This is a genomic window from Pseudomonas sp. GYB4201 (genome assembly GCF_056312595.1).
In genome coordinates this window covers 58,464-78,321 of sequence record NZ_JBWGIG010000029.1, presented here as the reverse complement: position 1 = coordinate 78,321, position 19,858 = coordinate 58,464, and the positions used below count along the sequence as shown (strand labels likewise).

General features: G+C 65.0%; 16 protein-coding genes. 5 read left to right on the top strand and 11 right to left on the bottom strand.

Annotated elements, in window-relative coordinates; translation table 11 throughout:
* The first annotated feature begins 33 nt into the window (after positions 1-33).
* Positions 34-531 carry a YgjP-like metallopeptidase domain-containing protein gene (locus AC0Z2B_RS23715; protein ID WP_473004743.1) on the top strand — a complete coding sequence of 166 codons (498 nt, stop codon included), beginning with the start codon at positions 34-36 and terminating at the stop codon, positions 529-531.
* Between the two features lie 17 nt (positions 532-548).
* Positions 549-845 carry a winged helix-turn-helix domain-containing protein gene (locus AC0Z2B_RS23710; RefSeq protein WP_476299809.1) on the top strand — a complete coding sequence of 99 codons (297 nt, stop codon included), beginning with the start codon at positions 549-551 and terminating at the stop codon, positions 843-845.
* An 82-nt stretch (positions 846-927) separates the two neighbouring features.
* Here the strand turns inward: AC0Z2B_RS23710 and AC0Z2B_RS23705 are convergent, their stop codons facing one another.
* On the bottom strand, positions 928-1,383 hold the full coding sequence (locus AC0Z2B_RS23705; RefSeq protein ID WP_416427285.1) for a GNAT family N-acetyltransferase: 456 nt from the start codon (positions 1,381-1,383) through the stop codon (positions 928-930).
* Between the two features lie 157 nt (positions 1,384-1,540).
* Between AC0Z2B_RS23705 and AC0Z2B_RS23700 the strand changes: the two genes are divergently transcribed.
* The gene (locus AC0Z2B_RS23700) at positions 1,541-2,281 is read left to right on the top strand and encodes a substrate-binding periplasmic protein (protein WP_416427284.1); all 741 of its coding nucleotides are present in this window, start codon (positions 1,541-1,543) and stop codon (positions 2,279-2,281) included.
* Here AC0Z2B_RS23700 and yccS read toward each other — a convergent pair whose 3' ends face one another.
* From yccS to betI, 7 genes are all read right to left on the bottom strand, one after another.
* Positions 2,282-4,474 carry a YccS family putative transporter gene (gene yccS / locus AC0Z2B_RS23695; RefSeq protein WP_416427283.1) on the bottom strand — a complete coding sequence of 731 codons (2,193 nt, stop codon included), beginning with the start codon at positions 4,472-4,474 and terminating at the stop codon, positions 2,282-2,284. It abuts the gene before it with no gap.
* Between the two features lie 117 nt (positions 4,475-4,591).
* Positions 4,592-5,770, bottom strand: a complete 1,179-nt coding sequence (locus tag AC0Z2B_RS23690) for a BaiN/RdsA family NAD(P)/FAD-dependent oxidoreductase (protein ID WP_476299807.1) — start codon at positions 5,768-5,770, stop codon at positions 4,592-4,594.
* A 141-nt stretch (positions 5,771-5,911) separates the two neighbouring features.
* Positions 5,912-7,249, bottom strand: coding sequence for an ATP-dependent RNA helicase DbpA (gene dbpA / locus AC0Z2B_RS23685; RefSeq protein WP_476299825.1), 1,338 nt, complete (start codon positions 7,247-7,249; stop codon positions 5,912-5,914).
* Positions 7,250-7,354: 105 nt separating this feature from the next.
* Positions 7,355-8,776 carry a multidrug transporter subunit MdtD gene (gene mdtD / locus AC0Z2B_RS23680; RefSeq protein ID WP_476299804.1) on the bottom strand — a complete coding sequence of 474 codons (1,422 nt, stop codon included), beginning with the start codon at positions 8,774-8,776 and terminating at the stop codon, positions 7,355-7,357.
* A 170-nt stretch (positions 8,777-8,946) separates the two neighbouring features.
* Positions 8,947-10,638 (bottom strand): choline dehydrogenase, encoded by a 1,692-nt coding sequence (gene betA / locus AC0Z2B_RS23675; protein ID WP_476299802.1) that lies wholly within the window; start codon positions 10,636-10,638, stop codon positions 8,947-8,949.
* A 134-nt stretch (positions 10,639-10,772) separates the two neighbouring features.
* Positions 10,773-12,245: a betaine-aldehyde dehydrogenase gene (betB, locus tag AC0Z2B_RS23670; protein ID WP_476299801.1), complete on the bottom strand. Its 1,473-nt coding sequence runs from the start codon at positions 12,243-12,245 to the stop codon at positions 10,773-10,775.
* Between the two features lie 53 nt (positions 12,246-12,298).
* Complete coding sequence (gene betI / locus AC0Z2B_RS23665) at positions 12,299-12,892, bottom strand: transcriptional regulator BetI (protein WP_416427276.1); 594 nt, start codon at positions 12,890-12,892, stop codon at positions 12,299-12,301.
* A gap of 334 nt (positions 12,893-13,226) precedes the next feature.
* On the opposite strand from betI, the gene AC0Z2B_RS23660 reads away from it, so the two are divergent.
* A complete protein-coding gene (locus AC0Z2B_RS23660) occupies positions 13,227-14,786 on the top strand; it encodes a BCCT family transporter (RefSeq protein WP_476299823.1) in 1,560 nt (519 codons plus the stop codon).
* 64 nt (positions 14,787-14,850) lie between these two features.
* On the opposite strand, the gene choV is transcribed toward AC0Z2B_RS23660, so the two are convergent.
* The 3 genes from choV to AC0Z2B_RS23645 all read right to left on the bottom strand — a co-directional run bounded on the left by choV (position 14,851) and on the right by AC0Z2B_RS23645 (position 17,888).
* A complete protein-coding gene (gene choV, locus AC0Z2B_RS23655) occupies positions 14,851-16,029 on the bottom strand; it encodes a choline ABC transporter ATP-binding protein (RefSeq protein ID WP_416427274.1) in 1,179 nt (392 codons plus the stop codon).
* Positions 16,026-16,871: a choline ABC transporter permease subunit gene (choW, locus tag AC0Z2B_RS23650; protein WP_416427273.1), complete on the bottom strand. Its 846-nt coding sequence runs from the start codon at positions 16,869-16,871 to the stop codon at positions 16,026-16,028. Before choW ends, choV begins: the two co-directional genes overlap by 4 nt.
* A gap of 69 nt (positions 16,872-16,940) precedes the next feature.
* Positions 16,941-17,888 carry a choline ABC transporter substrate-binding protein gene (locus AC0Z2B_RS23645; RefSeq protein ID WP_416427272.1) on the bottom strand — a complete coding sequence of 316 codons (948 nt, stop codon included), beginning with the start codon at positions 17,886-17,888 and terminating at the stop codon, positions 16,941-16,943.
* 446 nt (positions 17,889-18,334) lie between these two features.
* Between AC0Z2B_RS23645 and AC0Z2B_RS23640 the strand changes: the two genes are divergently transcribed.
* Positions 18,335-19,711 (top strand): L-serine ammonia-lyase, encoded by a 1,377-nt coding sequence (locus AC0Z2B_RS23640; RefSeq protein ID WP_476299798.1) that lies wholly within the window; start codon positions 18,335-18,337, stop codon positions 19,709-19,711.
* The last annotated feature ends 147 nt before the right edge of the window (positions 19,712-19,858 follow it).

The window sequence follows — 19,858 nt, the reverse complement described above, 5'->3', positions numbered from 1 at the left end:
CACTGGCGGCTGACTTGATGATGTGTCGCCGCCATGACCACCCCGCTCAAATACCTGCAAGCCTACCCCCAGCACCTGCAAGACCAGGTGCGCACCCTGCTGGCCGAACAGCGCCTGGGTGACTACCTGCAGCAGCGCTACCCCGACCGCCACGACGTGCAGAGCGACAAGGCGCTGTACAGCTACGCGCTGGACCTCAAGCAGGAACACCTGCGCAACGCGCCGAACCTGGACAAGGTGCTGTACGACAACCGCCTGGACCTGACCCACCGCGCGCTGGGCCTGCACACGGCGGTGTCACGGGTGCAGGGCGGCAAGCTCAAGGCCAAGAAAGAGATCCGCATCGCCTCGCTGTTCAAGGATGCGGCGCCGCAGTTCCTCAAGATGATCGTGGTACACGAACTGGCCCACCTGAAGGAATCGGACCACAACAAGGCGTTCTACAAGCTCTGCGAATACATGCAGCCGGGTTACCATCAGCTGGAGTTCGACCTGCGCATCTACCTGACCTGGCGCGACCTGGCGCAATGACCGACAAGGAACGTTCGATGGAAGTCAGCAAGACCAAGACCAGCTTTTACCGCCGCCTCTACGTGGCCTGGCTGATCGACAGCGGCACCGCCCGCAGCGTGCCGGCCATCACCGAGGCCACCGGCATGCCCCGGCGCACTGCCCAGGACACGCTGCTGGCGTTGGCCGACCTGGACATCGTCTGCGAGTTCGAGCAGGCGGAAGGGGAGCGCAACCACATCGGCCAGTACGTGGTGCGCGATTGGGGGGCGATTGATAAGGCCTGGATCGGTCGCAATCTGGTGGCGATCATCCAGATCCTGGGCTACCCCTGAGGTGCGCGTCACGGCCATCGCGACCAAGGTCGGCTCCTACCGCCGTAGGAGCCGACCTTGGTCGCGATGGCGACGACGCCGATCACACGGCCCGGCGCATGCCGATGTGGGGGATGTCATCCTCCAGGTATTCCTCGCCCTCGGCGACGAAGCCGTACTTGCCGTAGTACCCCTGCAGATGCGCCTGGGCCGACAGGTAAATCGGCGTCTGCGGCCACAGCTTGTCGGCGTGCCACAGCCCCTGCACCAGCAGTTCGTGGCCCAGGCCCTGGCCGCGGGCGGACGGTGCGGTCACCACGCGGCCGATGACCACGTCGCCGTCATGGGCAGTGGGGTCCAGCAGGCGCAGGTAGGCCACCAGTTGGTCGCCCTGCCAGCCCATCAGGTGGCAGGTGTCGCCGTCCAGGTCCAGCCCGTCGACTTCCTGGTACGGACATTGCTGCTCCACCACAAATACTTGGGTGCGCAATTGCAGAATTCGGTACAGCTGGTCGATACCTAGATCGCCATGGTGTTTGCAGACCCATTGGGTGGTCATGTGTACTCCTGGAAAAAACGAAACGTTCGCCAACCGTCATCATAAAGAGACGGAGGGCATCAAGGCCAATCCCGTCGATGTTGAGCTAGGCTCTGTACGGGAATGCAGGCTGCACCACCACGCCGACGGGCCAGGAGCCCGCTACAGGATCTTGAGCATGCTGCACTTGCTTCGAGCCTCGTATTTGCTTGGATTGCTGTTGTTCGCGCAGGTGGCCTGGGCCGATAAATTGCGCCTGGTGGCCGATGCCTGGCCGCCGTTCACCGACGCCACCATGGTCAACGGCGGCCTGGCCACCGAGCTGGTCACCACCGCGCTGGCCCGGGCCGGCTACGCCAGCCAGTTCGAGCAGGTGCCCTGGGCGCGCGCACTGCTGGGTATCGAGGAAGGCCACTACGACGTGCTGGTCAACGCCTGGTACAACGAGGAGCGCACGCACATCGGCGAGTTCTCCGGCAGCTACCTGCAGAACCGCATCCTGTTCCTCAAGCGCAAGGGCTCGCCCATCACCTTCAGTGGCGACCTCGACGCGTTGCACCCCTACCCTGTGGCGGTGGTGCGCGGCTATGCCTACTCCGGTGCGTTCGACAACGACGACCTGCTGCAGAAGGTGCAGGTGCACAACTTCTCCATGGGCGTGCGCATGCTGGCGGCCCAGCGGGTCGAGCTGACGTTGGAGGACGAGTACGTGGCGCGCTATTACCTCAGCCACGAGGTGGCCCGGGTGCGTGACCAGGTGGAATTCCTGCCGCAGCCGCTGAGCCTCAACCACCTGCACATCCTGGTCAGCCTGAAGAACCCTGACCATGACAAGATCGTCGCCGCGTTCGACAAGGCCATCGGCCAGATGCAGGCCGATGGCAGCTACGCGCGCCTGCTCAAGCAGTACGGCATGTGATCAGGCCGCTGCCGGCGCGGCCTTGTCCTTGATCAGGTGCGCCGCCAGGGTGCGCAGCGGCCCCAGCTGGCGGCAGATCAGCGCCAGTTGCGTCTGCACCAGGCGCTGGCCTTCGTCGATTTCCTCGGGCATCTGCTCCAGCGCGTTGGCCAGGGCTTCCTCGGCGTCGCTGTGCAGCGCCACCGGGGTCTTGTTCGCCAGGCTGGTGGCAATTTCGTCGATGCTGGCGGCCAGGGTCAGGCCGGTGCCCTCGATCAGCTCGGTGCGCACCGGCTCCGGCAGCTCGGTGGCGCGGTGCGCGCCCAGGCCCGACAGGTAGCTGAGCAGCGTGTGCGACAGCACCAGGAAGCGGAAGCCGACGTCGGCTTCCTTGCGGAAGTGCCCCGGCTCCATGAGCATGTTCGCCAGCGTGGTCGACAGCGCCGCGTCGGCGTTGTGGGCGTTGCGGCGCGCCAGGCGGTAGCTGAGGTCGTCGCGCTTGCCGCGGGCGTACTGCTCCAGGATCTGCCGCAGGTAGATGCTGTTGCAGCTGAGGGTGTTGGCCAGCACCTTGTTCAGGCGGCGGCCCTGCCAGTCGGGCAGGAACAGGAACACCGCCATGATGGCGATCAGGCTGCCGATCAGGGTGTCCACCAGGCGCGGCAGGAACAGCCCGTAGCCGTCGCCCACCTGGTTGAAGCAGAACAGCACCATCAGCGTGATGCCCGCCGTGGACACGGTGTAGCGCGTGGTGCGGTTGACGAAGAACACCAGGCCGGCGGCGATGGCGAACATCGACTGGATCAGCGGGCTGGGGAACAGGTCGAACAGCGCCCAGCCCAGGGTCAGGCCGATGGCCGTGCCGACGATGCGCTGGCCCAGTTTGCGGCGGGTGGCGCCATAGCTGGGCTGGCAGACGAACACCGTGGTCAGCATGATCCAGTAGCTTTGGGTGGTGGGCACCAGGTGCACGATGGCGTAGCACACCGACACTGCCAGGGGCAGGCGCAGGGCATGGCGGAACAGCAGCGAGGTGGGCGTCAGGTTTTGCCGCACCCGCGCCCACATGTCCTTGAGCGTGCGTGGCGAGCGGTCCAGCAGGCTGCTGTCGCTTTCATCGGCCAGCTTGTCGGGGTTGCTGGCGTCGCTGAGCAGGCGGTCGAGGGTGGCCAGGTTGGCGGCCAGGGCGCGCAGCGAGCGCAGCAGGCCGCGCCAGGCCGGGTTGCTCTGGATGCGCAAGTGCTCCAGGGAGGCGTGCAGGTCGCCCAGGGCCTCGGCGAAGCTGTCGTCGTAGACGAACGGCTGGCGCAGTTGGATCGACTCCGACAGGCGCCGGCAGGCGGCGCCCTGCTGGCGCAGCAGGCGCTGGCAGCGGAACAGCACGTCGCTGTGGAAGAAGGCTTCGGACAGGGCGTTGTAGGGGTAGTGCGAGGAACTGGCGCGCTCGTGGACGTCCTGGGCCAGGAAGTACAGCTTCAGGTAGCGGCTGATCTTCGACCCCGGCCGGCCGCCGCCCACGCGGTGCAGGATGATTTCCTTGGTGGAGTTGAGCGCCGCCACCACGCGGCCGTTCTGCTTGGCCAGCTCCAGGCGCCGGGCTTCAACGTCCAGGCCGCGGATGGGCTCGAACAGGCTGGCCTTGAGCTTGAGGTAATAGCCCAGCTCGCGGAACAGCTTGGCCAGGGCCTGCTGCACCGGCTGGTTGGCGAACAGCGCCTGCCACAGCACTGACAGCAGCCCGTACCAGGCGGCGCCGGTGACCAGCAGCAGCGGTTCTTCCCAGAAGTTGCTGGTCTCGCCGCCGCGCTGGTCCACGCCGATCATGGTGTACACCGCCACGATCAGCGTGGCGTAGGCCACCGCGTTGTAGCGTTCGCCCAGGGCGCCGAGCATGGTCAGCCCGAAGGCCGCAAGCGCCAGGGCGCAGACGAATAAATAGGGGTAGGGGAACAGTAGCTCCACCGACAGCGCCGAGCAGCTGAAGCACACCAGCGTCACCGCCAGGGCCTTGACCCGGCCCTGCCAGTTGTCGTCGGTCTCGGCCAGGGCGCAGGCAATAATCCCCAGGAAGATCGGGATCAGCGCGTGCATTTCCTTCTGGTACCAGCAGAACGCCATGGAGCCGGTGAGGGCGATGAACACCCGCACGCTGTAGCTGAACTTGTCGAGCGCCCAAAGCCGGCGCATGGATTGGCGAAACGAGGTCGATGCCATAGAGGGGGGCGAACCTGTTGGGCAGATGAGCTAAATAGAGCCGTGGCGAGCGGCGATTCTCTGTCGCCGCTCCCTTATTACCAGCAAAATTTGTTCCGGGATACTGCCCGCGCCGTTTTAGACGAACTGCGCCGCGGCGTAGCCCGAGGCCCACGCCCACTGGAAGTTGAAACCGCCCAGGTGGCCGCTGACGTCCAGAACTTCGCCGACGAAATACAAGCCCGGGCTTTTCAGCGACTCCATGGTCTTGGACGACACTTCGCGGGTGTCGACGCCGCCCAGGGTCACTTCGGCGGTGCGGTAGCCCTCGGTGCCGGCGGGGATGACCTGCCAGGCGCCAAGCTTCTGCGCCACGTCGCGCAGCTCGGCCGGGGTGTACTGCTTCATCGGCTTGGAGGCGAACCAGTGCTCGGCCAGCAGGTTGGCCATCTTCTTGGTGAAGAGTTCGCCCAGCAAGGTCTTCAGCTCGCTGTTGGGGCGCTCGGCCTGCTGTTGTTGCAGCCAGTCCAGCGCGTCGTGGTCGGGCAGCAGGTTGATCTCCACCGTGTCACCGGGGTGCCAGAACGAGGAAATCTGCAGGATCGCCGGGCCGCTGAGGCCGCGGTGGGTGAACAGGATGTTCTCGCGGAACGCCTGGTCGTTGCAGCTCACCAGGCAGTCCACCGAGGTGCCCGACAGCTCGGTGCACAGTTCCTTGAGCTGGTCGGTGATGGTGAATGGCACCAGGCCGGCACGGGTAGGCAGCACGTCGTGGCCGAACTGGCGGGCAATCTGGTAGCCGAAGCCGGTGGCGCCCAGGGTCGGAATCGACAGGCCGCCGGTGGCGATCACCAGCGACTGGCAGCCCACCTGGCCCATGCTGGTGCTCAGCAGGTAGCCGGCGGCGGTTTTCTCGATGTGCTGCACCGAGGTGTCCAGGCGCAGGTCGACGTTCACCTGGTTGCACTCTTCGAGCAGCATTTCCAGGATGTCGCTGGACTTGTTGTCGCAGAACAGCTGGCCCAGTTTCTTCTCGTGGTACGGCACGCCGTGCTTGGCCACCATGGCGATGAAGTCCCACTGGGTATAGCGGGCCAGAGCCGACTTGCAGAAGTGCGGGTTCTGCGAGAGGAAGTTGGCGGGTTCGGCGTACATGTTGGTGAAGTTGCAGCGCCCACCACCGGACATCAGGATCTTCTTGCCGGCCTTGTTGGCGTGATCGATGAGCAGCACCTGGCGGCCGCGGGCGGCGGCGCTGAAGGCGCACATCAGGCCGGCGGCCCCTGCGCCAATGATCACAACGTCGGTAGAGCGCACAACATCATCCTCGAAATGGGGGGTGTCACAACACCGTAGCCGCTGCCGCCAGGCTGCGCTGGCCGGGGTGCCCGCTGGAGATTTTCAGCGGGGTAAAGGGCCAGCGCAGCCTGGCGGCAGCGGCTACGGAGATTCAGGTGATCAGAGAATACGCACGCGCAGCGAGCGGCCCTTGATCTTGCCGTTGTTCAGGCGCTGCAGGGCCTGCTTGGCGATGTCGCGGTCCACGGCCACGTAGGCCTGGAAGTCGAAGATCGCGATCTTGCCGACCTGGGTGCCAGGGATGCCGGCATCGCCGGTCAGGGCGCCGAGGATGTCGCCTGGGCGTACCTTGTCCTTGCGGCCGGCGGCGATGCACAGGGTGCTCATGGCCGGCAGCAGCGGGCCGCCACCCTTGGCTACCAGGCTGTCCAGGGGTTGCCAGTTGAGCGGCGCCTTCTGCAGCTGCTCAATGGCCTGGGCGCGGTGGGCCTCGGCCGGGGCCACGAAGCTGATGGCCAGGCCGTTCTCGCCGGCACGGCCGGTACGGCCGACGCGGTGAATATGGATTTCCGAATCGCGCGCCAGCTCGACGTTGATCACCATGTCCAGCGCGTCGATGTCCAGGCCGCGGGCGGCGACGTCAGTGGCCACCAGCACCGAGGTGCTGCGGTTGGCGAACATCGCCAGCACCTGGTCGCGGTCGCGCTGCTCCAGGTCGCCGTGCAGGGCCACGGCGCTGATGCCCTTGGCCACCAGGTGGTCGACCACTTCCTGGCACTGCTGCTTGGTGAAGCAGAACGCCACGCACGATTGCGGGCGGAAGTGCCCCAGGGCCTTGGTCACGGCGCCCAGGCGTTCTTCCGGGTTGATCTCGTAGAAACGCTGCTCGATCTGGCTGTCGGCGTGCAGCGACTCGGCCTTGACGGTCTGCGGGTCGCGCATGAACTTCGACGCCAGCTGCTTGATGCCCACCGGGTAGGTGGCCGAGAACAGCAGGGTCTGGCGACGCGCCGGGGTCTGCTCGATGATGTCTTCGATGGCGTCGTAGAAGCCCATGTCGAGCATGCGGTCGGCTTCGTCGAGCACCAGGGTGTTGAGGCCGTCGAGTACCAGCGAGCCCTTGCGCAGGTGCTGCTGGATGCGCCCCGGGGTGCCGACGATGATGTGCGCGCCGTGTTCCAGCGAGGCGATCTGCGGGCCGAACGACACGCCGCCGCACAGGGTCAGCACCTTGATGTTGTCTTCGGCGCGGGCCAGGCGGCGGATTTCCTTGGCCACCTGGTCGGCCAGCTCGCGGGTGGGGCACATGATCAGCGCCTGGCAACCGAAGTAGCGCGGGTTGATCGGGTTCAGCAGGCCGATGCCGAAGGCCGCGGTCTTGCCGCTACCGGTCTTGGCCTGGGCGATCAGGTCCATGCCCTTGAGGATCACCGGCAAGCTTTGCGCCTGGATCGGCGTCATCTGCGCATACCCGAGGGATTCCAGGTTGGCCAGCATGGCGGCGGACAAAGGCAAAGTGTTAAAAGCGGTGGCAATGGTGGTCACGGGACTGGCCTGCAAAACAAAATGTCGCGCAGTGTACCAGCCCCATGGCCTTTGGCCCTAAGCCTCTATCTCCGGTTCCGGACGAACAGCGTTGCTGCTGTCCTTTTTGCCGTCCTTGTTCGACAGTTGCACGAATATCGCCGCCGCCAGCATGGCCATGATGCCGATGGTCAGGAAGGTCAGCTGGAACGCCTGCAGCACGTTGGTGCCGGCCTCGGTGCTGAAGCCGCCCAGCAGGGCCCCGGCGCAGGCCACGCCCAGGCTCAGGGACAGCTGCGCCACCACCGACAGCAGGCTGTTGCCGCTGCTGGCGTTGGCGTCGTCGAGGTCGATCAGGGTCACGGTGTTCATGGCGGTGAACTGCAGCGAGTTCACCGCGCCCATGATGCCCAGCTGCACCAGCAGCACCACGTAGGGCGTGTCCGGCGTCACCAGGCCCATGCTGGCCAGCATCAGGCCCAGGGCCAGGGTGTTGGCGGTGAGCACGATGCGGTAGCCGAACCGTTCGATCAGCGGCCGTGCCACCGACTTGGCCAGCATGGCCGAGGCCGCCAGCGGCAGCATGCTCATGCCCGCCTGCGCTGGCGAATAGCCCAGCGCCACCTGCAGCAGCAACGGCACCAGGAACGGTAGGGCGCCGCTGCCCAGGCGGGCGAACAGGTTGCCCAGGATGCCCACGGCAAAGGTGCGCGTGCGGAACAGGGTAGGCGAGAACAGCGGCTCCGGGTCGTGGGCGGCGCGCACCCAATAGGCGGCCAGGCAGGCCATGCCGGCGAACAACAGCAGCATCACCCGCAGGTGCGGCAGGTGCAGCTCGCCCAGGCCTTCCATGGCAATGGTGATCAGCACCATGGCGGCGCCGAACATCAGGAAGCCCAGGGTATCGAAGTGCGTGCGGCTGCTGCCGCGCAGGTCCGGGACGATGCTCCACACCGCCCAGCAACCGAGCAGGCCCACGGGTAGGTTGATCAGGAAGATCCAGTGCCAGCTCAGGTATTCCACCATCCAGCCGCCCATGGTGGGGCCGATCAGCGGGCCCAGCAGGCCGGGAATGGTGACGAAACCGAGGATGCGCACCAGCTCCGAGCGCGGGTAGGCGCGCAGCACCACCAGCCGGCCCACCGGCAGCATCAGGGCGCCGCCCAGCCCCTGCAGCACGCGGGAGATGATCAGCACCGTGAGGCTGCCCGACAGCGCGCAGGCCAGCGAGCCGAGGCTGAACAGGGCGATGGCGCTGAAGAACACGCGCTTGGTGCCGAAACGGTCGGCGATCCAGCCCGAGGCCGGGATCAGCAGGGCCACGGTGAGCATGTAGGCGATGACCACCGACTGCATGCGCAGCGGGTCTTCGGCCAGGTCGCGGGCCATGGCGGGCAGGGCGGTGTTGAGGATGGTGCCGTCCAGGGACTGCATGAAGAAAGCGATGGCGACTACCCAGGGCAGCAGCTTGGCGGTGCGGGGGTCTAGAAGGGCCGGCATGACATCCCTTGCTTGTGTGGGGGAGTGCCTAGCTTAGGTGGGTGCGGTGATTTGTCGCAAGCCGTTGTCGCAAGCCGTAGCCGCTGCCGCAGGCTGCGCTGGCCCTCGCGTACGCTGGAGATTTCCAGTGAGGCGTAGGGCCAGCGCAGCCTGGCGGCAGCGGCTGCAGGTTAGTTCACTGCGCGCAGTGGTGCCTTGCGCACCGGTGCATCACCGGCCACGTAGTAGTCGGCAGTGCTGCGCGGCAACGGCTGGCGGCCACGGATCTTGTCGGCGATTTTCTCGGCCATCATGATCGTCGGCGCGTTGAGGTTGCCGGTGGTGATGATCGGCATGATCGAGGCGTCCACCACGCGCAGGCTTTGCAGGCCATGCACGCGGCCCTGGCCGTCGACCACGGCCATCTCGTCGGTGCCCATCTTGCACGAGCAGGACGGGTGGAACGCGGTCTCGGCGTGCTCGCGCACGAACTTGTCCAGCTGCTCGTCGGTCTGCACCTCGATGCCCGGGCTGATCTCGCGGCCACGGAACTCGTCCAGGGCGGGCTGCTGCATGATCTCGCGGGTCAGGCGGATGCCGTCGCGGAATTCCTGCCAGTCCTGCTCGGTGGCCATGTAGTTGAACAGGATGCTCGGGTATTCGCGCGGGTTCTTCGACTTCAGCTGCACCCGGCCACGGCTCGGCGAGCGCATGGAGCCCACGTGGGCCTGGAAGCCGTGCTCTTTCACACCGTTGCTGCCGTTGTAGTTAATCGCCACCGGCAGGAAGTGGTACTGGATGTTCGGCCATTCGAATTCCGGGCGCGAACGAATGAAGCCGCCGGCCTCGAACTGGTTGCTGGCGCCGATGCCGGTGCCGTTGAACATCCACTCGGCGCCGATGGCCGGCTGGTTCCACCACAGCAGCGACGGGTACAGCGACACCGGCTTGGTGCAGGCGTACTGCAGGTACATTTCCAGGTGGTCCTGCAGGTTCTGGCCGACGCCAGGCAGGTCGTGCACTACCGGGATGTCCAGGCTCTTGAGCAGGTCTTTCGGGCCCACGCCGGAACGCTGGAGGATCTGCGGCGAGGCGATGGCGCCGCTGCACAGCAGCACTTCCTTGCGGGCACGGGCTTCTACCGGAGTGTTGCTCTCGCCCACCAGGTAGGCCACGCCCACGGCGCGCTTGCCGTCGAACAGGATGCGGTCGGTCAGCGCGTGGGTGACGATGGTCAGGGTGTCGCGCTGCTTGGCGGTGTCCAGGTAGCCACGGGCGGTGCTGGCGCGACGGCCCTTGGGCGTCACGGTGCGGTCCATGGGGCCGAAGCCTTCCTGCTGGTAACCGTTGAGGTCGTCGGTGCGCGGGTAACCGGCCTGCACGCCGGCCTCGACCATGGCGTGGAACAGCGGGTTGTTGCCGGCCTTGGGCGTGGTGACGCTGACCGGGCCTTCGCCGCCGTGGTAGTCGTTGGGGCCGATGTCACGGGTTTCGGCCTTGCGGAAGTACGGCAGGCAGTCCAGGTAGGTCCAGTCTTCCAGGCCCGGCAGCTTGGCCCAGCCGTCGTAGTCCATGGCGTTGCCGCGGATGTAGCACATGCCGTTGATCAGCGAAGAGCCACCCAGGCCCTTGCCGCGGCCGCATTCCATGCGGCGGTTGTTCATGTGCGGCTCGGGGTCAGTCTCGTAGGCCCAGTTGTAGCGGCGGCCCTGCAGCGGGAAGGCCAGGGCGGCAGGCATCTGGGTGCGGAAGTCGGCACGGTAGTCAGGGCCGCCGGCTTCCAGCAGCAGGACGGTGACGCCTTTGTCTTCGGTCAGGCGGGTGGCCAGGGTGTTACCGGCCGAGCCGGCCCCGATGATGATGTAATCGAATTCTTTGGACATGAAATAGCATCCTCAGGTGGATGTGGGGACTGTAGGAGCCGACCTTGGTCGCGATGGCATCGCTGCGGTTCGACTTGGTCGCGCGGCGTCTGCATCGCGACCAAGGTCGGCTCCTACGGGGTGGCGGGGCGGCGTTAGAAGACCGAGGCGTACTCGCCCAGCTCGACCTGGATCGATTTGATCCGGGTGTACTGGTTCAGCGAGCTGATGCCGTTCTCGCGGCCCACGCCCGACTGCTTGTAGCCGCCCACTGGCATCTTGGCGTCGGATTCGCCCCAGGCGTTGATCCAGCAGATACCCGCTTCCAGTTGGTGAATCACGCGGTGTGCGCGGGTCAGGTTCTGGGTGACGATACCGGCGGCCAGGCCGAAATCGGTGTCGTTGGCACGGCGGATTACTTCTTCCTCGCTGTCGTAGCCGAGGATGGCCATCACCGGGCCGAAGATCTCTTCACGGACGATGGTCATGTCGTCGCGGCAGTCGGTGAACACGGTCGGGGCCACGTAGGCGCCCTGGGCGAACTCGCCCTCGGTCAGGCGCTGGCCGCCGCACAGCACGCGCGCGCCTTCTTCCTTGCCCTTGGCGATGTAGCCCAGCACGCTTTCCATGTGGGCGAAGCTCACCAGCGGGCCGAAGTTGGTGTTTTCGTTTTCCGGGTTGCCGACGCGGATGCGCTGCACACGCTCGACGATCTTGGCTTCGAAGGCCGCCTTCAGGGCGTTGGGCACGAACACGCGGGTGCCGTTGGTGCACACCTGGCCCGAGCTGTAGAAGTTGGCCATCATGGCGATGTCGGCAGCGCGGTCCAGGTCGGCGTCGTCGAAGATGATCAGTGGGCTCTTGCCGCCCAGTTCCATGGTCACTTCCTTCAGCGAGCTGCTGGAAGCGCTGGCCATGACCTTCTTGCCGGTGTCGGTGCCGCCGGTGAAGGAGATTTTCTCGATGCGCGGGTGCTCGGTCAGCCAGCTGCCCACTTCGCGGCCGCTGCCGGTCAGCACGTTGAAGACGCCTGCCGGCAGGCCGGCCTCGGTGTAGATCTCGGCCAGCTTCAGGGTGGTCAGCGAGGTGACTTCGCTGGGCTTGAAGATCATCGCGTTGCCGGCGGCCAGGGCCGGGGCCGATTTCCACAGGGCGATCTGGATCGGGTAGTTCCAGGCGCCGATGCCCACGGTCACGCCCAGCGGCTCGCGGCGGGTGTAGACGAACGAGGTATCGCGCAGCGGGATCTGCTCGCCTTCGATGGCCGGCACCAGGCCTGCGTAGTATTCCAGCACGTCGGCACCGGTGACGATGTCCACGTAGCGGGTTTCCGAATAGGCCTTGCCGGTGTCCAGGGTTTCCAGCGCGGCCAGCTCATCGTTGCGCTCGCGCAGGATGTCCACGGCGCGGCGCAGGATGCGCGAGCGCTCCATGGCGGTCATGGCGGCCCAGACTTTCTGGCCCTTTTCGGCGCTGACCACGGCGCGCTCCACGTCGGCCTCGGTCGCCCGTTGCACTTGGGCAAGGACTTCGCCGTTGGCCGGGTTGATGGCGTCGAAGGTGGCGTCGCTGGAAGCGTCCACGTAACCGCCGTCAATGTAGAGTTTTTGCAGTTCGAAACGGGCCATAGTGTCCTCGCAAGTGCTTGTCTGGGAGCTGGGCAGATGCGAGCGGCTTGCCGCTAGTTCATCTGCTTCGCCAGTTGCTGATCCATGTATTCGTAGGCGATCTGCACCGCCTGGTCAGTGTCAAAGGCGTCGCCCGAGAGCGCGCCGCGCAACCACAGCCCGTCGATCAGCGCCGCCAGCCCGCGGGCGGCGGTGCGTGCCTGTTCCTGCGGCAAGACGCGGCGGAACTGGCAGCACAGGTTGGAATACAGGCGGTGGTCGTTGATCCGCTGCAACCGGTGCAAAGACGGCTGGTGCATGCTGGCGGCCCAGAAGGCCAGCCAGGTTTTCATCGCCGGGCCGTTGACCTGGCTGGCGTCGAAGTTGCCTTCGATGATCACCTGCAGGTGGGTGCGGGGGCTTTCGTCCCCCAGTGCCTGGCGCCGGGCCCGGACGTTTTCGATCAGGGCGTTCATCAGGTAGCGCATGGTCGCCGCGATCAGGCCGTTCTTGTCCTGAAAGTAGTGACTGATGATTCCGTTCGACACCCCTGCCAAGCGGGCGATCAGCGCAATGCTGGCATCTGCCATCCCGACCTGGTCGACCGCAAGCAAAGTGGCTTCGATCAACTGCTGGCGGCGTATGGGCTGCATACCGACCTTGGGCATTGAAAACTTCTCCTTTGGCCTTGCGACGGACAGCAAGCCGCCCGTCTCGGCGAAGACCAGTCTATTTTGTTTTGATTGAACGTTCAATCAACAAAGAATAAGATCTGCGACAATTTGTGCCATTGACATGCTTTGCGGGCGTCCTGGTGGCACAAATGGCACTCCGAAAAAAATCGAGGTGCTTTATATCACTCCTTGGCGTGTGGGAATTGCTCCATTCGCCAAAGGAATGAGTCCCTGTGTGTCCTTCTCTCGCACTGCCTGGAGCATCTGTGCCATGAGTTCTGCCTCCTTGATCAAGAACCCCACCGAAAGGGTTCGGCTCAACCCCGTCGTGTTCTACGCATCGACGATTCTGATATTGCTGCTCACCGCGGTGCTGATCGCCGCACCCCAGCAGGCCGGGCATTTGCTGGGCGTGGCCCAGGACTGGCTGTCGAAAAGTTTCGGCTGGTACTACATGCTGGTGATCGGCGCCTACCTGGTGTTCGTGGTGGCGCTGGCGTTCACCTCGTTCGGCAAACTCAAGCTGGGGACCAAGGACGACACCCCCGATTTCAGCTACGGCGCGTGGGCCGGCATGCTGTTCTCCTCGGGCATCGGTATTTCGCTGCTGTACTTCGGCGCTTCCGAGCCGCTGGACCACTTCTTCAACCCGCCCGAGGGCGTTTCGGCCAGCCATGAAGCCGCTCGTCAGTCCATTCATCTGACGTTCCTGCACTGGGGCCTGCACGGCTGGGCGATCTATGCGCTGGTGGGCCTGGCGGTGGCGTATTTCGCCTACCGGCACAACCAGCCGCTGGCGCTGCGCTCGGCGCTGTACCCACTGGTGGGCCAGCGCTGGGTCAAGGGCCTGGCGGGTGACGCGGTGGACGGTTTCGGCATGTTCGTGACCCTGCTGGGCCTGGTGACCAACCTGGGCATCGGCGCCATGCAGGTGTCGTCGGGGCTGGAGCACCTGTTCGGCATGCAGCACAGCAACACCAACCTGCTGATCGTGATCCTGGTGATGAGCACGGTGGCCACCATCGCCGCAGTGTCCGGCGTGGAGAACGGCATTCGCCGGCTGTCCAACCTCAACATCGTGCTGTTCAGCGGCCTGCTGATTTTCGTGCTGCTGGCCGGCAACACGCTGCACCTGCTCAACGGCTTCATCCAGAACATCGGCGACTACCTGAACGGCGTGGTGCTGAAGACCTTCGACCTGTACGTGTACACCGGCGACACCGCCAAGTCCGAGCGCTGGCTGGGCCTGTGGACCCTGTTCTACTGGGCGTGGTGGATTTCCTGGGCGCCATTCGTGGGCATGTTCATCGCGCGTATTTCCCGTGGCCGCACGGTGCGTGAACTGGTGTTTGGCGTGCTGCTGATTCCGTTGGGCTTCACCCTGGCGTGGCTGTCGGTGTTCGGCAATACCGCACTGGACCTGGTGATGAACCAGAATGCGGTGGAGTTGGGCAAGACGGCGCTGGAACAGCCTTCGATGGCCATGTACCAGCTGCTGGACCACTACCCGGCGTCGAAGGTCGTCATCGGCGTGGCTATTTTCGTCGGCTTCGTGCTGTTCCTCACCCCGGCCGACTCCGGCGCGGTGATGATGGCCAACCTGTCGTGCAAAGGCGGCGACGTGGATGAAGATGCCCCTCACTGGTTGCGTATCCTCTGGTCGGCGATCATCACGCTAGTGACCATCGGCCTGCTGTTCGCAGGCAACTTCGAAGCCATGCAGACCATGGTGGTGCTGGCAGGCCTGCCGTTCTCGGTGGTGCTGGTGCTGTTCATGTTCGGCCTGGTGAAGGCCATGAAGCAGGACGCTAAAGAAGAAGAGGACCGCCTGGAACAGATGCAGGCGGAGTTGCTGGCGTTGGGTGGGCGGGAGTTTATTCGCCGTTGATGGGTGGTGGTGCCTGGGACGCGGCCGGCGGCCGCTGCTACGTGTAGCAGCGGTCGCGTCAGGGTCACCCCAGGTTCTTGCCCAGCAACGCGTGGTACAGCTCGCTGTCACCCAGGATACCCACCACCCGGTTGTTGTCGTGCAACACCAGCTTGTTGCCGGTGTGGTAGCGAATCTGCAGCGCGTCGCGCATGCCGATGTCGGCGCCCACCAGCGTCGGTTGGCGCCCCAGGCCGTCCACGGCCTGGCCCGGCACCCAATTCTGCAGGTCCAGCACGCCGGCGCCCTGGCGCGCACCCTTGATGGTGTTGCCTTCGGCCAGGTCCAGCCATGAGTCGCCACCCGGGTCCAGGCACACCGAGCCGTTGATGCGCTTGCAGTTGTCCAGTGTGCGCATCAGGCTGCGGCCGCACAGCACGTTCAGCGGGTTGGTGTGGGCGACGAAGGTGCGCACGTAGTCGTCGGCAGGGTTGAGCACGATCTCTTCGGGCTTGCTGTACTGGATGATCTTGCCGTCTTTCATGATGGCGATGCGGCTACCCAGCTTCAGCGCCTCGTCCAGGTCGTGGCTGACGAAGACGATGGTCTTGCTGAGCTTGTTCTGCAGGGCCAGCAGTTCGTCCTGCAGGCCTTGGCGAATCAGCGGGTCGAGGGCCGAGAAGGGTTCGTCCATCAGCAGGATGTCGGCATCCATGGCCAGGGCGCGAGCCAGGCCTACCCGTTGCTGCATGCCGCCGGACAGCTCGTCGGGCTTCTTGTTGCGCCATTGGGTCAGGCCCACCAGTTCCAGCTTCTCGTCCACCAGCTGGCGCCGTTCCTTCTCCGGCCGGCCCTGCATCTCTAGGCCGAAGCTGATGTTCTCGCGCACCGTCAGCCAGGGCATCAGGGCGAACTTCTGGAACACCATGGCGATGCGCTTGGTGCGCATCAGCTTGAGTTCGGCCGGGGTGCAGTTGGCGATGTCGATCTGCGCACCTTCGTGCTCGATGAACAGGTTGCCGCGGCTTACCGTGTTGAGGCCGTTGATGCAGCGCAGCAGGCTGGACTTGCCCGAGCCCGACAGGCCCATCAGCACGCAGATCTCGCCCTTGTTGATGTCCAGGCTGGCCTTTTCCACGCCTACCACCTGGCCGGTCTTCTTCAGGATCTGGTCTCGCGACAGGCCCTGGTCCAGCAGGCTGAGGGCCTCCCGCGGTTTATTGGAGAAGACCACGTCTACCTTGTCGAAGCGGATTATGCTCATGCGTCACCCCCTACCTTTGGCTCGGGTTGTTTGCAGATACGGTCGAGCATGATCGCCAGCAGCACGATGGCCAGGCCTGCTTCGAAGCCCAGGGCGATATCGGCGGTGTTCAGTGCGTTGACCACGGGTTTGCCCAGGCCGTCGGCGCCCACCAGGGCGGCGATGACCACCATCGACAGCGACAGCATGATGCATTGGGTAATGCCGGCGGCGATGCTGGGCATGGCGTGCGGCAGTTCGATGCGCGACAGCAGCTGGCTGCGCGAGCACCCGAAGGCCTTGCCGGCGTCCAGCAGCTCGTGGGGCACGTCGCGGATGCCCAGGTACGTCAGGCGGATGGGCGCGGCAATGGCGAACACCACCGTGGAAATCAGCCCCGGCACCACGCCCAGGCCGAACAGAGTGAGGGTTGGGATCAGGTACACGAAGGTCGGTACGGTCTGCATCAGGTCGAGCACGGGGCGCATCATGGTGTAGAACATTGGCTTGTGCGCCGCGACGATACCCAGCGGCACGCCCACGGCCACGCACACCAGGGTGGCGAACAGCACCTGGGCCAGGGTTTCCATGGTTTCCTGCCAGTAGCCAAGGTTCAGGATTAGCAGGAACGACAGCACCACGAAGGCGGTCAGCCCCCATTTTCGCTGGATGAAGTGTGCCAGCGCGGCTATCAGGAAGATCAGGGCGAATGGGTTGAACCAGGTCAGGCAGAACGTCAGGCCGTGGATCATCGCTTCGAGGGAGGAGGAGATGGCGTCGAAGGTGCTGGCGCCGTGTCGCGTCAGCCAGTCGACGAAGCTGGCGATGTATTGGCCCAGCGGGATTTTATGATCTGTCAGCATGGTAGTGAACGTCCGCATGCAAGTTGAAAGAACGACTTGCGGCGGGCGCACCCGCCGCAAGGTCTGCGGTTACTGCGTCAGCTTGGCTTTTGCGGCTTCCAGGCCTGGTTTGCCATCCACGGTGGTCACGCCCGCCAGCCAGGTGTCGAGCACTTGGGGGTTCTTTTTCAGCCACGCCTTGGCGGCGGCGTCAGGCTTCATCTTGTCGTCGAGGATATTGCCCATCAGCGAGCTTTCCATCGGCAGGGTGAAGGCCAGGTTCTTCAACAGCTGGCCGACGTTGCTGCATTCCTGGGTGTAGCCCTTGCGCACGTTGGTATAGATGGTGGCCTGGCCGAAGTTGGGGCCGAAGTAGTCATCGCCGCCGGTCAGGTACTTGATCTTGAAGCGGGTGTTCATCGGGTGCGGTTCCCAGCCCAGGAACACCACGTCGGTGCCGCGGCGGTTGGCGCGGTCCACCTGGCTGAGCATGCCGGCTTCGCTCGACTCCACTACCTTGAAGCCGGCGTCCTTCAGGCCGAAGGCGTTCTTGTCGATCATGCTCTGGATCAGGCGGTTGCCGTCGTTGCCCGGTTCGATGCCGTAGATCTTGCCGTCGAGCTCCTTCTTGAATTTGACGATGTCGCTGAAGTCATGAAGGCCCTTGTCGTAGAGCGCCTGGGGCACGGCCAGGGTGTACTTGGCGTTTTCCAGGTTGGCGCGCACGGTCTCCACGGTGCCGGCATCACGGTACGGCTTGATGTCGTTCTCCATGGTCGGCATCCAGTTGCCGAGGAATACGTCCATGTTCTTGCCGTCGGCCAGGGACTTGTAGGTCACGGGCACGGAAATCATGGTGGTGTTGGTCTTGTAGCCCAGCGACTGCAGCACGGCGCTGGTGACGGCGGTGGTGACGGTGATGTCGGTCCAGCCGACGTCGGAGAAATTGACGGTGTCGCATTGGGCCGGTTCTGCGGCGTGGGCCAGCATCGGCAGACTCAACATGGCGGCCAACAACAACGATGGTGAACCTTTCATGGGGTTGCGCTCCTGGATGTTTTTTCTCGGGCGGCCTGCTCAGGCTGACCCGCTTTCTGGTCGCGGTTGGGTGGCGGGCGGTGCGCCGCTGGGACAGCGCTAACCGGGTGCCTTGCAATCGAGTCGAGATTGATCATGGACCAGTGAAAATCCCGCGCCTACAGGGGGGGTCGTAACCAGTACATAGGGAGTCGCTTCCAGTGCCGGTGACGTCGCTTACAGATTTTCCGCACCCTGCAAGCGTGATTCTGGACCAGCGGCATGGCTGAAAACGCCTTCCTGGGGGCGCAGGCGTTGCTGGGCATGAGCGGGTCGGTTGCAGACGTCGCGCCCTGCGCCGCAAAGCCGATGATGAAGGCAATCCGGCGCACGCGGCTCAAGCGTAGCAGTTGCGCCAGCGGCCGCCCGTGGCGGCCCGGTCTGCCCAAATCAGGAGGTGCGCGGCAATGGCAATCAGTGTGTTTGACCTGTTCAAGATCGGCATCGGGCCGTCCAGCTCCCACACGGTGGGGCCCATGCGCGCCGCCGCGCTGTTCGTGCAGGGCTTGCGCGAACGCGGCGAGCTGCAACAGGTGCAACGGGTGGAAGTGCGCCTGTACGGCTCGCTGTCAGCCACCGGCGTCGGCCATGGCAGCGACAACGCCGTGATCATGGGCCTGATGGGCGAATGGCCGGACGCGGTGGACCCCACCACCATCAGCCTGCACATCGCCACCCTGCGCGAAACCGACACCCTGCAACTGGCCAACGAGCGGCCGATCCCCTTCGTGTGGCAGCGCGACATGCTGATGCTCGACGAGAACCTGCCGTACCACCCCAACGCCATGACCCTGATCGCCGAAGGCGCCTTGGGTGAGCTGCACCGCGACACCTATTACTCGGTGGGCGGCGGCTTCGTGGTGGACTCGGCCCAGGCTGCCAGCGGCGTGCTCGACGCCGACAACACCGTGCTGCCCTACGACTTTGACACGGCGGTGGAACTGCTGGAGTTGTGCGAGCAAAACGACCTGCGTGTGTCGCAATTGATGATGGCCAACGAGAAGACCTGGCGCAGCGAGGAGGAGATCCGCGCCGGCCTGATGAAGCTCTGGCGGGCCATGCAGGACTGCGTGGAACACGGCCTCAAGCACGAAGGCATCCTGCCCGGTGGCCTCAACGTGCGCCGCCGCGCCGCGCGCCTGCACCGCAGTCTGCAAGAGTTGAACAAGCCCAACGTCATCGGCTCCACGCTCAGTGCGATGGAGTGGGTGAACCTGTTTGCCCTGGCCGTGAACGAGGAGAACGCCGCCGGCGGGCGCATGGTGACGGCGCCGACCAACGGCGCGGCCGGCATCATTCCGGCGGTGTTGCACTACTACATGAAGTTCAGCGACGAGGTCAGCGAGGCCAACGTCGTCGATTACCTGCTGGCGGCCGCCGCCATTGGCATCCTGTGCAAGAAGAACGCCTCCATTTCCGGTGCCGAGGTGGGCTGCCAGGGCGAGGTGGGCTCGGCCTGCGCCATGGCGGCGGCCGGCCTGGCGGAGATCCTCGGTGCCACCCCAGCGCAGCTGGAAAACGCCGCCGAGATCGGCCTGGAACACAACCTGGGCCTGACCTGTGACCCGGTGGGTGGCCTGGTGCAGGTGCCGTGCATCGAGCGCAACGCCATCGCTGCGGTGAAGGCCATCAATGCCGCGCAAATGGCCCTGCGCGGCGACGGCCAGCACTTCATCTCCCTGGACCGGGTGATCCGCACCATGCGCGACACCGGTGCCGATATGCACGACAAGTACAAGGAGACTTCGCGCGGCGGCCTGGCGGTCAGCGCCATCGAATGTTGAGCCTGCGCCGTTTTCGTTCACGGCGCGGCGGCCTCGCAACCTTTTGGCGCGTTTAGCGCCTACCGTTCACTGCGCCGGCGTACTTCCCCTGGAGGGCGCCGGCCCGTGCTTGGGGTGACACTCGTTTCCCCCCTTCCACCCGTCGCT